A 15,265-nucleotide genomic window follows, 5' to 3' on the forward strand; every position below is an offset into this window, starting at 1 on the left:
AAACTGTAAACTGTAAACTGTAAACTGTAAACTGTAAACTGTAAACTGTAAACTGAATACTAAGAACTGAACACTTAAAAACTATTCCTTCCCTTTTCTGCGTTTACGTTCCGCTTTAATCATTGATAATTCACGACTTGTCTGACCCGCTACAGAGGTGTTTTCTTCAGCACGGCGGATTAAGTATGGCATAACGTCTTTTACAGGTCCAAATGGCAGATATTTAGCCACATTATAACCGTTTTCGGCTAAGTTATAGCTGATATTATCACTCATTCCGTATAATTGTCCAAACCAGATTCGGTTATCATTTTTGGCAATTCCTTTCTGAGCCATTATCTCCATCAATTTATAAGAACTCAATTCATTGTGGGTTCCTGCGAAAATTGACATCGTTTCCAAATGATCAGCCATATAGTGAACAGCAGCATCATAATTATCATCCGTTGCCTGTTTAGAAACACAGATCGGAGAAACATATCCTTTTTCTTCGGCTCTTTTGTTTTCTTTTTCCATGTAAGCTCCACGAACCAATTTCATTCCAATATAGAAACCTTCCTTTTTAGCGATTTCATGCAAACCTTTTAAATAATCCAAACGATCCCAGCGGTACATTTGTAAAGTGTTAAAAACAATCGCTTTTTCTTTATTGTATTTACGCATCATATCCGTAACCAAATCATCAGCAGCATCCTGCATCCAGCTTTCTTCACCGTCAATCAGTAAAGCCACATCTTTTTTATGTGCTTCACTACAGATTTTATCAAAACGGGCTATCACTCTGTCCCATTCAGCCTGCTCTTCCGCAGATAACGTTTGTTTTTCACCTAATTTCTCATACAATTCAAAACGTCCTAAACCAGTTGGTTTAAAAACCGCAAATGGAATAGCAAGACGTTCTTTGGCAAATTCAACAGTTCTTAATGTCATAGCCAGGGCTGCATCAAACTGCTCTTCTTCTTCTTTTCCTTCTACTGAATAATCTAATACAGAAGAAACTCCTTTGGTAAACATTTTATCCACCACCGTTAAGCAGTCGTTTTCGTTTACACCTCCACAGAAATGATCAAAAACAGTGGCACGAATTAAGCCTTCAACCGGAAGATGTGCTTTGATAGCAAAATTAGTAACAGCAGTACCAATTCGTACCAAAGGTTCGCTGTCGATCATTTTAAAAAGAAAATAAGCCCTGTCAAGCTCCGTATCGCTTTTAAGAGAAAAAGCAACCTGCGTGTTATCGAATATTTTTTCCATTAAGTTTAGTTTTTGTGCAAAGATAGAGAGTGTTTTGAAAATTCTTTACGAAATCGTATGATATTTTTTCAAATTGATAATCCGAAAGATTGAAAATAATAAATTTATGATGTAAAATTTTACCTGTTTATAACTGGAGCCCTTAAAACTTTTAAAGGAATATTTTTACAGCTCTTAAAACTAATTTAGAATGAATCATTTTAAAACAAATTACCTCTCAAGTTTGAATATTATTTAGTTTAAAATACTTTATTTTTGCGCTTTTAATTAACTAAAGAATTATGAAATCTATTCAGGCCAATAATTATCTCGTACATTTCAACCAAAATGCTTACGAAGCTTTAAATAAACACTTAAAAGAAAATAAATATTCGAATATCTTTATTATAGTAGATACCGAAACCAACGAATATTGTCTTCCTAAATTTCTTCCTGTAATTGAAACAGAGCTGAACATCGAAATCATTGAATTTGAAGCCGGTGAAGCCAATAAAAATATTGAAACCTGTATTCAGATCTGGCATGTATTAACAGAGCTTGGCGCCGACAGAAAATCGCTTGTAATTAATCTGGGCGGTGGTGTTGTAACCGATCTGGGCGGATTTGTAGCTTCCACTTTTAAAAGAGGGGTTGATTTTATAAACATTCCAACTACTTTATTATCTATGGTAGATGCTTCTGTTGGCGGTAAAACCGGGGTTGATTTAGGAAATCTTAAAAACCAGATTGGAGTTATCAATGTACCGCAAATGGTTTTAATAGACACACAGTACCTTGAAACCTTACCGCAGAGTGAAATGCGTTCCGGACTAGCAGAAATGCTGAAACACGGTTTAATTTATGATGCTGCTTACTGGAGAGAATTTCTGGATATAACGTCTATAGATTATAACGGACTTGATGAACTTATTTATCGTTCGGTTGAAATTAAAAACGAAATAGTAATCCAGGACCCGACTGAAAAAAACATTCGTAAGGCCCTTAATTTCGGGCATACCTTAGGTCATGCCATCGAAAGCTACTTCCTCGAAAGCGAAGATAAAACTACTTTACTGCATGGTGAAGCAATTGCCGTGGGAATGATCCTGGAAAGTTATATTTCACTTCACAAAAACTTAATTTCAAAAGAAGAATATATTGAAATCAAAACGGCCGTTCAGTCTATTTATGATCAGGTAATTTTTGATGAAAATGATATTGATCCTATTCTTGAATTACTGGTTCATGACAAAAAAAATGAATATGGTTTAATTCAATTTGCTTTAATTGAAGGAATCGGTAAAATAAAAATTAACCAATCCGTTGAAAATAAATTGATTCTGGAAGCGTTTCAGGATTATAAATCTTAATTTTTTTTTAATCAAAAGCATTGCTTTTGGTATATTTTATTTTTTACATTTGCCACGATGAAAACAAACAAAAAACAAAGACAATTCAGCGTTTACAGAAACCGGCTCAGCAGTTCTTTACTAAGAATGCTGGATCGTTTTTACAATAGCAAAAGTCCTTTTTGTTTTGATGTTTTCCAATGTTCAAAAGCCGAACACGAAAAACTGCAGATTGTATTTGCCAATATCAGAGTTTGAATTTTAGATTTAGAACCTTTTTTACTAAATTTAAAATAACAAACTTAAAATATTGAAAACTAAATGAATACAAAATATTCTGATCTTATAAACCAAACGTATTATTTCCCTCAGGAAGAATTTAAATTAAACAAAGACAACTTATTGTTTCATAACATCGATTTAATGAAATTGGTAGAACAATACGGCACACCTTTGAAATTTACGTATCTGCCTCAAATTTCTGAAAACATCAATAAGGCAAAGTCCTGGTTCAGAAAAGCGATGGAAAAGAACAAATACGAAGCAAAATATTATTATTGCTATTGTACTAAAAGTTCTCATTTTGAATACATTATGAATGAGGCTTTCAAGAATAACATTCATATCGAAACTTCATCAGCATTTGATGTTAATATTGTTGAGAATTTACTGGAAAACGGTAAAATCAATAAAAGTACTTATGTAATTTGTAATGGTTTCAAAAGAGACGAATACATTACCAATATTGCCCGATTAATTAATAACGGTCATAAAAATACTATTCCTATTATTGATAACTACGAAGAACTGGATTTACTTCAGGGAGAAATCAAAGGAAAATTCAAAATTGGAATTCGTATTGCAGCCGAAGAAGAACCTAAATTTGAGTTTTATACTTCAAGATTAGGTATTGGTTACAAAAACATTGTTTCTTTCTATAAAAAACAGATTCAGGAAAATGATAAATTAGAGCTTAAAATGCTTCACTTTTTTATCAATACCGGGATAAATGATACTTCATACTACTGGAACGAGCTTGTAAAATGTATTAAAGTATACATTGCGCTTAAAAAGGAATGCCCTACTCTTGATGGACTGAACATTGGAGGCGGTTTCCCTATTAAAAATTCTCTTGCTTTTGAGTATGATTATCAATACATGATTGACGAAATCATCAATCAGATTAAAATAGCTTGTGAAGAAGCCGAAGTAGATGTACCGAATATTTTTACGGAATTTGGTTCGTTTACCGTAGGCGAAAGCGGCGGCGCCATTTATCAGATTTTGTATCAAAAACAACAAAATGACAGAGAAAAATGGAACATGATCGATTCGTCGTTCATTACCACTCTGCCAGATACCTGGGCGATAAACAAACGTTTTATCATGCTGGCCATTAACCGCTGGAATGATACTTACGAACGGGTTCTGTTAGGAGGTCTGACTTGTGATAGTGACGATTATTACAACTCAGAACAAAATATGAACGCCATTTATCTGCCTAAATACAATAAAGAAAAGCCGTTGTATATTGGTTTCTTTAATACAGGAGCGTATCAGGAAACTATTGGAGGTTACGGAGGATTACACCACTGTTTAATTCCACAGCCTAAACATATCCTGATTGACCGTGATGAAAACGGAATCCTGGCAACAGAGGTTTTCTCCGAACAGCAGACTTCTGATGATGTATTAAAGATTTTAGGTTACAAGAAAAAATTGTAAAAAAAAACTGCAAAATTTGATAGCTTCATAGCAGGAAAATTATTAATTTGCAGGTACACTAAAAAAAGGTTAAAACTTTTAATTCAAAAAAAAACAAAAAAACAAGAACAAATGAAAGGACCAATCAGTCAGTTTATTCAAAAACATTATTTACACTTTAACTCTGCTTCACTTGTAGATGCAGCTAAAGAGTACGAACAGCAGTTGGCGAATGGCGCTAAAATGCTGGTAAGTATGGCTGGAGCTATGAGTACAGCTGAAATAGGTAAAATTTTTGCTGAAGTAATTAGACAGGATAAAGTACAAATTATTTCATGTACGGGAGCCAATCTAGAAGAAGACATCATGAATTTAGTAGCTCATTCTCACTACGAAAGAGTTCCTAATTATCGTGATTTGACACCAGAAGACGAATGGGCTTTACTTGAAAGAGGATTAAACCGTGTTACAGATACCTGTATTCCTGAGCACGAGGCTTTTAGACGTTTACAAAAACATATCTATAAAATCTGGAAAGATGCCGATGATAATGGAGAACGTTATTTTCCACATGAATTCATGTACAAAATGTTATTATCAGGCGTTCTTGAAGAATACTACGAAATTGATTTAAAAGACAGCTGGATGTATGCTGCAGCTGAGAAAAATTTACCAATTATCGTTCCGGGATGGGAAGATAGTACTATGGGTAACATTTTTGCTTCTTATGTTATTAAAGGAGAGCTGAAAGCATCAACAATGAAATCAGGTATTGAATACATGACTTTCCTGGCTGACTGGTACACAAAAAACAGCCAAAATGGTATCGGATTCTTCCAGATTGGTGGAGGAATTGCAGGAGATTTCCCTATTTGTGTGGTTCCAATGTTATACCAGGATATGGAAATGCATGATGTTCCGTTCTGGAGCTATTTCTGCCAGATTTCAGATTCAACTACCAGTTATGGATCTTATTCAGGAGCTGTTCCTAATGAAAAAATTACCTGGGGTAAATTAGATATCAAAACCCCTAAATTTATTATCGAATCGGATGCGACAATTGTGGCTCCGTTAATTTTTGCCTATTTATTAGATTTATAGTATATTTTTATGAAAAGAGTTATAGTAGACTACGCCAAATTGACCAATGAAATTTTGAACCTTTTGGTTGAAAAATTTCCTGATGGTTATGATGATTCGGATGTGATCCGTTTTAGAAACGCTAAAAACGAATTAGTAGAAGCTGTTGAAGTTCGTACCGAAGACACTATTTATTTAGTAAAAATCAGTACTAAACTGGCTGACAGAATTGAAAATTACGAAGATGACGACGATATGGATCTTGATGTTGACACAATCGAACCGGTAAAAGGTCTTGATCTGGATGACGAAGCTGACGATGATGACGAAGACGATGACAGACAGGATAAACCGGATACAGATGGCGACGATGATGATGACGATGAAGACAGAGACGCTGATATTAGCGACGACGATGATGATGAAGACGATGAAGATTAATCACTCTCTTTTAAAATAATAAGAAGGAACTCTGCCAGGAGTTCCTTTTTTTATTAATCAACCCGACAAAATAATATAATTATAAGAAAATTACTATATTTATACTTTAAAACTCTTAAAGTATAAATATGCGCCATATGAACTCAGAATTACTACACGCCAAATTAAAGGAGAATTTTGGTTTTGAAAAATTCAGACCTAATCAGGAAACCATAATTAAAACCGTTTTATCCGGACATGATGCTTTGGCCATTATGCCAACCGGAGGCGGGAAATCTATTTGTTTTCAGCTGCCTGCCCTTTTAATGCCCGGTATTACGGTTGTTATTTCGCCTTTGATCGCTTTAATGAAAGATCAGGTAGACAGTTTAAAAACTAACGGAATTTCTGCCTGTTATATCAACAGCAGTCAGTCTTCTGAAGAACAGCAGTATTATATAGACAATTTAAGATCCAATACTTTTAAACTGGTTTATATAGCTCCCGAAAGCTTGTCTTATCTGGACACTGTTTTTAATGAGCTCACTATTAGCATGATTGCTATAGATGAAGCACATTGTATTTCTTCCTGGGGACACGACTTTCGTCCGGCATACACCAATTTAGGGTATTTAAAAAACCGCTTCCCTTCTACTCCGGTTTTAGCTTTAACAGCTACAGCCGATAAAGCTACACGTGTCGATATTGCAACCCAGCTTAATTTAAGGAACCCTAGAATATTCGTAGCTTCCTTTGACCGAAAAAATCTAAGTCTTGAAGTACGTCCGGCATTAGACCGGGTTAAGCAGATTATTGATTTTGTAGAAAACAAACCCAATGAATCCGGAATTATTTACTGCTTAAGCAGAAAAACGACCGAAGAGCTTGCTGAAAAACTAAGCAAAAATGGTATTTCAGCAAAAGCCTATCATGCTGGTTTAGATAATATCAAACGTGCTAAAACGCAAGATGAGTTTATAAATGACGATTGTCAGGTAGTTTGTGCTACCATTGCTTTTGGTATGGGAATCGACAAATCGAACGTACGCTGGGTTATACATTATAATTTGCCAAAGAATATTGAAGGATATTACCAGGAAATTGGACGTGCCGGCCGTGATGGGCTTCCGGCGGAAACGCTTATGTTTGAAAGTTATGCCGATGTGATTCAATTGCAGAAATTTGCTTCCGAAGGCCTAAACGCCGATGTGCAGCTGGCTAAACTGGATCGCATGAAACAATATGCAGACGCTGTAAGCTGTCGTCGTAAAATACTGCTTTCCTATTTTGGCGAACTGGTTACCGAAGATTGCGGAAATTGCGATATCTGCAAAAATCCACCTATATTTTTTGACGGAACTATTCTGGCTCAAAAAGCCCTTTCGGCTATTGTACGATTAAAGGAATCAGAATCTTTGGCTGTTATTACAGATTTCCTGCGCGGCTCTAGAAACGCGTATATCTACGAAAAAAATTATCAGAAGCTAAAAACGTACGGAATTGGCGCAGACATTTCTTGGCATGACTGGAATCAGTATCTAATTCAGCTTATTAATTTGGGATACTGCGAAATTGCCTTTCACCAGCATAATAAAATTTTGCTCACTCCTTTTGCCCGAAAAGTGCTGTTCGAAGGAGAAAAAGTAAAATTAACTACGGTTGTGAAGAAAGCTATTGATAAAAACGAAATCAAAGTTGAAAAAACAAAAGCCGTTAAAAATTCCTTATTTGAATCACTTCGAAAATTACGTTATGAAATTGCGAAGGAAGAAGAAGTTCCCGCTTATGTTATTTTTAGTGATGCTGCTTTAAGACAAATGGAAATTCTGAGACCTATGAGTGATGAAGAATTCCTGACTGTAGAAGGAGTTGGTAAAGTAAAACTTGAAAAATACGGTTCTGATTTTATAAATGCTATTATTCAGTTTGAAAGAAACAAATCTGTTGTAAAAAAAGAAAAAAAAGACAGTACTTATATCAAGACCTTTGAATTGTTCCAAAACGGACTTACTGTAGAAGAAATTGCAGGACAGCGAAATCTGGGTGAAAGCACCATTGTTTCTCATCTGGCTAAATTATATGCTGATGGTTATGATTTAGATTTAAATTCTTTTGTTTCCGATAAAGAAATTACGGAGATAGAAAAAGCAAAAGTAAAACTCGAAAATTCAACGGCCCTGAGACCTTACTTTGATTATTTTGAAGAAAAAATGTCTTATGATAAGATTCGCTTTGGTCTGGCTGCTATTGAAAGGAAAAATAATAACAATTCTTCACGATTGAAAAAACAAGAATTAAAGTAGTTTCTCATATCTATTTTCAATTCATTTAAAGTACACTTTTACTTCAATAAAAAACCCGACAAGCTTTTAAACTGTCGGGTTCGTTTTATGATAAAACCTGATTTTTTATAAATATCTTTCTTCAAAAATTTTCTGATGATGTTTTTGATGTCCGATCATTACAAAACCTAAAGCACGCACCGATATTTGATTATTTGAAGCTGTCCCAATGCGTTTAAGCTGTTCTTCAGACAAACTTTTATAAAATAATAAGGTAGAGTGTCTTATAGCTGAAAATTCAGTTAGTAAATCCTGAATGCTTCTGCTTCCGGCATCTGTATTATCAGCATAATCTGCTTCTTCAAAACTAGGAAGCGGTGTCTGGTCATTTCTTGAAAAACGCAGGGCACGATAGGCAAAAATACGTTCTGTATCCATCACGTGCTGAATAATATCCTTAATAGTCCATTTGCCTTCGGCGTAGCGATAATCAAATTTATCCATTGGAATATCCTGAACAAACCGAATAAATGCGTGAAGAGAAATTTCTAATTCTTCGATCAGCTTTCCTTCTCCGGCTTGTTTAATGTAATTTCCAAAATGGCCTGAGTATTCGTTTTCTAATAATTGACTTACAACCATTGTATCTGTTTTTAGTTTTTATGCTGAATTTCTACTTGCATTCGTATTTCCAAAAAGAGATCGTGTTACGATTTTTTCGTACACTTTAATCAACTCTTCGTCTGTTGAATTTTCTTTGTTCAGTTCGTTAATTCTTAATAAAGCATATTGTTGTATCGTTAACAACGGCAGTACAATACGCTCTCTTATCTGAATAGAAGCGATACCATCCGGATAATTTTCCATCAGAGTTTTGTGATCTGCGATTTTCAATAATAAACGCTTTGTTTCTGAAAACTCATCATAAATAATCTGCCAGAATTCTCCAAACTCTGGATCATTTCTCATATAAGCCGTTAAAGGCAAAAATGATTTGGCCAGCGACATCATACTGTTTTCCAGTAAAGTTTTAAAGAATAACGAATTATGATACAAATCACTCACTTTATCCCACTGTCCTGATTCTTCAAAATATTTTAAAGCACTTCCTACTCCAAAGAATCCCGGTACGTTTTGTTTTAACTGGCTCCAGGAACCCACAAACGGAATCGCTCTTAAATCGGCAAAATCAAGTGATTCTGATTTGCTTCTTTTAGACGGACGGCTTCCGATATTGGTTTTAGAGTAGTATTTCAGTGTACTCATTTTTTCCAGATACGGAATAAATTTAGGGTGGTTCTTAAAACTTAAATATTTTTGATATCCTAAATCGGCTAACTGGTTAAGAATCTGAGTTTCATCAGCAGAAAGCTCATTTTTATCTTTTCCAAAAACCTGATTGGTAACACCGGCACTCAATAAGTTTTCAATATTGTAACGACAGGAATCTAAAGTTCCAAAATTAGAACTGATCGTTTGTCCCTGAACCGTAATCTGAATTTCCTGATTTTCGATTTTTGGCCCTAACGAAGCGTAGAATTTATGTGTTTTTCCACCACCACGCGCAGGAGGTCCGCCTCGTCCGTCAAAGAAAATGGCTTTGATTCCGTATTTTCTTGAAATTTCAGTAAGTGAAATTTTAGCCTGATAAATACTCCAGTTGGCCATTAAATAACCACCGTCTTTAGTACCGTCAGAGAAACCAAGCATAATAGTCTGTTCGTTTCCTCTTGACTGTAAGTGTTTCGAGTATTCCGGGTTAGTATACAGCTGCTCCATAATTTGATGGGCATTCTGTAAGTCATCAACAGATTCAAAAAGCGGAATAATATCAACGGTAGGTTTTTCCCAGTTGTTTAAACGAATCATGGCAAAGGTTTCCATTACATTCAGCGCACTTTCGTTATTACTGATGATATAACGATTAGCTCCTTCTTCTCCATTATTGTTCTGAATGGTTTTGATGGCCTGAACCGACTCTAAAGTCGATCTTGTGATTTCACTTTCAAAATCAGCAGGATTTAAGTTTCCTTTTACTTTAGATAAAACATCGATTTTTTGATCTTCAGTCAAATCATAATAGTTTTTAGGGAAAATATCTGAACCTGAATTCAGGTAATAATTCACAACATCTTTAAATACCGCATTATGAATTTTACTGTTCTGACGGATATCTAAAGTCGCAAAATGAAACCCGAATAAATTAATTTTTACCAAAAGAGCTTCCAGTTCATCTAAATATAAAGACTGGTGTTTTTCGATAATAATACTTCTTATGGTATTTAACTGTGTTAATAATTCTTCTAAAGTAATGAAAATTTCTCCTTTAGAATAAAACACAGAACGGTAAAGCTTATGTTCAAGATCAGCTACTAAAGTGTCTACTCCTGAGAAAGTTAGCTTACGTTTTAAATTTCTCATTTCAACATAATAACACTTCAGAATAGAGGTACGCAGACGATCGGCTACCTTAAGTGTAATTTCGGTAGTAACAAACGGATTTCCATCACGATCACCACCTGGCCAGAAACCTAATTTGATTAACTGGTTTTTAATAGCACTTCCCTGCTGAATATTTTTCTGAAGGTAATGTACAATTTCCCCGGCTGTAGCGTAGAATACATTTTCAAGATACCAGATCAGACTAACCGCTTCGTCATACGGATTTGGTTTTTCGTGCTGAATAAAAGGTGTTTTACCCAGCTGGGCCAGTAATTGTTTAATCTGTAATAAATCGTTCTGGCGAATAGCTTCTGTCAGGTCATTTATAATCCCTAACACCGGACCAGGATAAAACTGGGTTGGGTGTGCGGTTAAAACAGTGCGGACATTAAAATTTTCAAGAAACTCTACTAATTCGTCGTTTTTTTCTTTAGCATCTGATTTTTCTTTGATATCACGTAAAGAACCGTGTCCTTCCATATTGTTAACTTCCGGAAAAGCAGCATCTTCAATGGCATCAAATAATACAATCTGACGTTCTATATATTGAATAAATCGAAACATTAAATCGATTTTTTCGGTTTCTGAAACATTATTCAGGAACTTATTGGAAAAGAAATCAAAAATTTCCTTTGGTGTTTCCTGTTTTTTAAATCCGGTCTCACAAGTTTCTGTAAATAAAGGCAGTAATACCCCTGTATTATCAATAGAATCGAATGGTAATGTTATGAAAACACTATTGTAAATGTGGTATTTAGAAAGAACGTCCCGATTAAAACGTTCAATTTTTGGAAGCGTGTACATAAAATCCTGTTATAGTTGTGTGGTTGGTTATTTAGTCATAAAAAAACCCCAAGAATAAACTTGAGGTATATTTTAATATAGCATTCAAGAGGAGTTCTTACATATTTTTGAAAATAGTATGCATCAAACGCTTCTTATCGTTAATACTTTCCTCTAATGAAATCATAGTTTCAGTTCTGTAAACACCATCGATATCATCAATCATGAAAATAACCTCTTTGGCATGTTTAGTATCTTTCGCTCTGATTTTACAAAAGATATTGAATTTTCCTGTCGTTACAGAAGCTACTGTTACGAATGGAATTTGATTGATACGCTCTAATACAAATTTAGTTTGTGAAGTATTATTAAGAAATACCCCAACATAAGCAATAAATGAATAACCTAATTTATCGTAATCTAAGGCTAATGAAGACCCCATGATGATACCGGCATCCTCCATCTTTTTTACTCTAACGTGTACTGTACCAGCAGAAATCAATAGTTTTTTTGCAATGTCAGTAAACGGTACTCTCGTATTGTCTATTAACATATCTAAAATCTGGTGATCTACTTCATCTAAACGAAATTTACTCATAATTCTTTAATTAATATTACTAATTGCTATTACAAAGTATAAAAATATATATAAAAAATAACAAATTCACATAAAAATTAACTTTTTATCAACCCGTTAACAAATTTAATGTTTTTATTTAAATAAAAATCTGCTTTTTGGTTTGTTTTCGGAATATTAGAATAATCATCAGAATATACAGCATCTTTTCCGTCATATTCGTAATGACCAAAATAATTTTCCAATTCGCCTGCTTCTACTATATAAGCATTAAAATGAATCTTATTTTCAATCAATTCTTCTTTGTATTGAGCGACAAAATTCGTAATAATTTCGATACCATCATAATTTATTTTGATATTTTTATACATAAAATCATAAAAAACCACTTTATTTTGTGAAATATTCAAATAATCGGAAATTCTATTGACAACTAAATCGTTTTCGCTTATCAGCTTAAAGCTTGTAATTAGTGAGAAAAATATGTATTTTCTGGTAATTTCTCTTTCGTAATCCTCAGGAAAATGACCTGCTTCAAACAGTATCGTTGGAACGCCTAAAAACTGAAAAGTATCCCCTATACAGTTTATATTGAATGAATCGTCGAATCGGCCTACCTGTCCGGGAATATATTTCTGTAGTTCATCATTAATTCCGGCAATCAGATTAATCGCTTTCTGCCTGTTTTCATTTACTTCTCTTTCTTCATTATAAGAAGGAGCTAAAAAAGAAACGGTTGCAGGCTTTCCGGTAGCGCCGGCACCAAAAATAGTGCGCTGATCATGAAGGTTAAAGCAGAAATGCGGTTTAAAATTTTCAAAAACTTCTCTAAGTATATTGCTTTCCGGCTGGGTCAGGTTTTGAGAATCACGATTCAGATCTATTTTATTGGCATTTTCACGGGTATATAAACGCGCACCATCAGGATTTAATATTGGAATACAATAAAAAGTAAAAGTATCCAGCATTTTTTTTGCAAAATCAGATTTGCTGTTTAATACATTAATAAAGTCAAAAAGAGCTTTAGTCGTTGTACTTTCATTACCGTGCATTTGCGACCACAAATAAATACGTATTTTTCCGGTTCCGGTCTGGTAACTATATATAGGTTCTCCTAAAACCGACTTTCCAATAATTTGAACCTGGTTATCGGTATTTAATTTATCAAGCAGAGGCTGAATGTGATCTAAAGTAAGATAACGTCCCTCTATGGATTGTTCTTTGTTCTGGCTGAATAATTCTTCTAAATTCATTGTGTTTTGATTAGTTTACAAAAGTAAACATCTTTATTTTTACAATTGTAAACAGCTAAATTTTTCACGAATTTAGATTTGTAAACAGATTTTTAAGCAGATATAAAGTACTAAGCCTCTTAATTGTTAACATCTGTAATAAATTTAAATAATCATATTTAAAAAACACTATTTCAAGATGTTAAACATAAATAATTAAAGTTTTAATATAGTGTTATAATCCGTTGTAATCTGAATCTGATCTCTATAATTGGATATCTTGTTTCTTTTAATTACATTTGTAAACATGTAAAATCGAAACACTAATTTACAATGGTAAACATCGAAGATTTTGTAAAACGCCTTGAAATTATACTGGATTATTACGGATTAAATGCCTCTTCTTTTGCAGATAAAATTGGAGTACAGAGATCCAGTATGTCTCACCTTTTGTCAGGAAGAAACAAACCCAGTTTAGATTTTGTCATGAAAATTCTCGATGTTTTTCCTGAAGTAGACCTGTATTGGATCCTGAATGGAAAAGGAAATTTTCCTAAAACGGAAGATCAGAATACTACAGAAACAAGAAATACGATCTCTCCTATTTCTTCCGGTGAACCGTTTGGTGGAACCGATTTGTTCTCACAACTCGATTTCGTGGAAAAAGAAAAAGCTCCGGTTAAAAATGTACCCGAAGTTAAAAAAACAAATTTTTCTGTTGAAGAAGAAGAAATAGAGAAAATCGTGTTTTTCTATAAAAACGGAACTTTTAAGGTATACGTACCATAACCCGGAAATTTTGCGTATTTGAAAATTTTTTAAAATAATTTTCATTTAAGCGATTCTCACGAATCGTAAAAAAGTATTAAAAATTTAGAGAGCGAATCCATTTTGTGCAATTTTTCCTAAAACACCTTTATAATGTTGTTTTAAAATTTCCCAGTCCGCTTCATAATTTCCCGTTGGGTAAAAAGGAGCGGCCAGATTTACCTCTTTCTTTCCCCAGTCAAAAACGACAGCAACAATGGGTACATTGGCTTTAAGGGCAATATAATAAAATCCGGTTTTAATTTCCTTCACCGCTTTTCTCGTTCCTTCGGGGGCAACGGCCAGACGAAATACCTCTTTACGGTCAAAAATAGCTGCAATAGCATCTACTTTATTTAAACGACCGGAACGATCGATAGGTTCACCGCCAACATTTCTAAAATAATAACCAAACGGAAAACGAAACAACTCCTTCTTTCCTACCCAGTTAATCTGAAGCCCCGATATTCCCCGTGTAAACAATCCGATATAAAAATCATGATTGCTTGTATGAGGCATTACCATTAATATACATTTTTTCACCCCGGCATTTTCCATTCCCACTATCTTCCAGCCCATTAGCTTAAAAAAGATGAATTTGTATATTATTTTCTTCATTAAAGTTTGATTTTTTTTGTAAAATAAAAGATTTAAAATGGTATTTTTGAGTAAAAGCATTACAAAAATGATTCAGAAACTATTCAGTTATCTATATCCCGTTAAAATATTTAAGAAAAAATCAGCCAGAAGTAAAGTGATCGAAGTAACATGGGCCAATGGCGAACTGGTTTTAGATTCTGAAAATACAAATTACTCTTACGGCAGTCTTCAGCGTATATTACGTTATGGTCTGAGAAATATTGGTTACCATAAAATCCTTGAAATGGATCATATACTCGTTCTGGGAGTTGCCGGCGGAAGCGTTATTAAAACACTTGTTGACGAAATCGAATATAAAGGTAAAATCACCGGTGTTGAAATTGATCCGGATATGATTGAGATTGCCAATACGTATTTTAATCTTAATGAAATCAAACAGCTTGAAATAGTGATAGACGATGCTTTTGAATTTGTTTTAAAAACCAAAGACCGTTATGATTTAATTATCATTGACATTTTTGAAGACACCAACATGCCGAACTTTTTGTTTGAAAAATTTTTCAGCGAAAGAACTTGTTTTCTTTTAAAAGATCAGGGATTCATTTTATTCAATACTATGATTCTGGATGAAGCCCATAATGTTCGTAACCGAAAGTACATAGCCGAAATAAACCCCAAATTATATACTTCTAAAATGCTGCCGCGTATTGAAGTACATAATGAATTAATCATAACCGAAAAAAAAGCCTAATTTAA

General features: G+C 34.0%; 14 protein-coding genes. 8 read left to right on the forward strand and 6 right to left on the reverse strand.

Going from position 1 to position 15,265, the window contains the following annotated elements:
- Window positions 1-81: 81 nt before the first annotated feature.
- Entirely contained in the window at window positions 82-1,254 is a 1,173-nt protein-coding gene (locus tag ACODST_RS20105; protein WP_488933875.1) for a proline dehydrogenase family protein, read from the reverse strand.
- Window positions 1,255-1,535: 281 nt separating this feature from the next.
- Here ACODST_RS20105 and aroB point away from each other — a divergent pair, with 281 nt between their 5' ends.
- The 6 genes from aroB to recQ all read left to right on the forward strand — a co-directional run bounded on the left by aroB (window position 1,536) and on the right by recQ (window position 8,089).
- The gene (gene aroB, locus ACODST_RS20110) at window positions 1,536-2,603 is read left to right on the forward strand and encodes a 3-dehydroquinate synthase (RefSeq protein ID WP_488933876.1); all 1,068 of its coding nucleotides are present in this window, start codon (window positions 1,536-1,538) and stop codon (window positions 2,601-2,603) included.
- Window positions 2,604-2,660: 57 nt separating this feature from the next.
- Window positions 2,661-2,840 (forward strand): hypothetical protein, encoded by a 180-nt coding sequence (locus tag ACODST_RS20115; protein WP_488933877.1) that lies wholly within the window; start codon window positions 2,661-2,663, stop codon window positions 2,838-2,840.
- Between the two features lie 63 nt (window positions 2,841-2,903).
- A complete protein-coding gene (locus ACODST_RS20120; protein ID WP_488933878.1) occupies window positions 2,904-4,307 on the forward strand; it encodes a type III PLP-dependent enzyme domain-containing protein in 1,404 nt (467 codons plus the stop codon).
- Between the two features lie 111 nt (window positions 4,308-4,418).
- Window positions 4,419-5,387: a deoxyhypusine synthase family protein gene (locus ACODST_RS20125; protein ID WP_343694168.1), complete on the forward strand. Its 969-nt coding sequence runs from the start codon at window positions 4,419-4,421 to the stop codon at window positions 5,385-5,387.
- A gap of 9 nt (window positions 5,388-5,396) precedes the next feature.
- Window positions 5,397-5,807 (forward strand): DNA primase, encoded by a 411-nt coding sequence (locus tag ACODST_RS20130; protein WP_488933879.1) that lies wholly within the window; start codon window positions 5,397-5,399, stop codon window positions 5,805-5,807.
- A 137-nt stretch (window positions 5,808-5,944) separates the two neighbouring features.
- Window positions 5,945-8,089, forward strand: coding sequence for a DNA helicase RecQ (gene recQ / locus ACODST_RS20135; protein ID WP_488933880.1), 2,145 nt, complete (start codon window positions 5,945-5,947; stop codon window positions 8,087-8,089).
- Between the two features lie 105 nt (window positions 8,090-8,194).
- On the opposite strand, the gene ACODST_RS20140 is transcribed toward recQ, so the two are convergent.
- From ACODST_RS20140 to ACODST_RS20155, 4 genes are all read right to left on the reverse strand, one after another.
- A complete protein-coding gene (locus ACODST_RS20140; RefSeq protein ID WP_488933881.1) occupies window positions 8,195-8,710 on the reverse strand; it encodes a DinB family protein in 516 nt (171 codons plus the stop codon).
- Between the two features lie 18 nt (window positions 8,711-8,728).
- Window positions 8,729-11,314, reverse strand: a complete 2,586-nt coding sequence (locus tag ACODST_RS20145) for a phosphoenolpyruvate carboxylase (protein ID WP_488933882.1) — start codon at window positions 11,312-11,314, stop codon at window positions 8,729-8,731.
- 97 nt (window positions 11,315-11,411) lie between these two features.
- The gene (locus ACODST_RS20150) at window positions 11,412-11,891 is read right to left on the reverse strand and encodes an Lrp/AsnC family transcriptional regulator (RefSeq protein ID WP_008468989.1); all 480 of its coding nucleotides are present in this window, start codon (window positions 11,889-11,891) and stop codon (window positions 11,412-11,414) included.
- 77 nt (window positions 11,892-11,968) lie between these two features.
- On the reverse strand, window positions 11,969-13,123 hold the full coding sequence (locus tag ACODST_RS20155) for a M14 family metallopeptidase (RefSeq protein ID WP_488933883.1): 1,155 nt from the start codon (window positions 13,121-13,123) through the stop codon (window positions 11,969-11,971).
- 312 nt (window positions 13,124-13,435) lie between these two features.
- Between ACODST_RS20155 and ACODST_RS20160 the strand changes: the two genes are divergently transcribed.
- Entirely contained in the window at window positions 13,436-13,891 is a 456-nt protein-coding gene (locus ACODST_RS20160; RefSeq protein WP_488933884.1) for a helix-turn-helix domain-containing protein, read from the forward strand.
- A gap of 84 nt (window positions 13,892-13,975) precedes the next feature.
- Here ACODST_RS20160 and ACODST_RS20165 read toward each other — a convergent pair whose 3' ends face one another.
- The gene (locus tag ACODST_RS20165; RefSeq protein ID WP_488933885.1) at window positions 13,976-14,527 is read right to left on the reverse strand and encodes a 1-acyl-sn-glycerol-3-phosphate acyltransferase; all 552 of its coding nucleotides are present in this window, start codon (window positions 14,525-14,527) and stop codon (window positions 13,976-13,978) included.
- Window positions 14,528-14,594: 67 nt separating this feature from the next.
- Between ACODST_RS20165 and ACODST_RS20170 the strand changes: the two genes are divergently transcribed.
- Complete coding sequence (locus tag ACODST_RS20170; protein ID WP_488933886.1) at window positions 14,595-15,260, forward strand: spermidine synthase; 666 nt, start codon at window positions 14,595-14,597, stop codon at window positions 15,258-15,260.
- The last annotated feature ends 5 nt before the right edge of the window (window positions 15,261-15,265 follow it).

It is taken from the genome of Flavobacterium sp. FG19 (assembly GCF_057809475.1).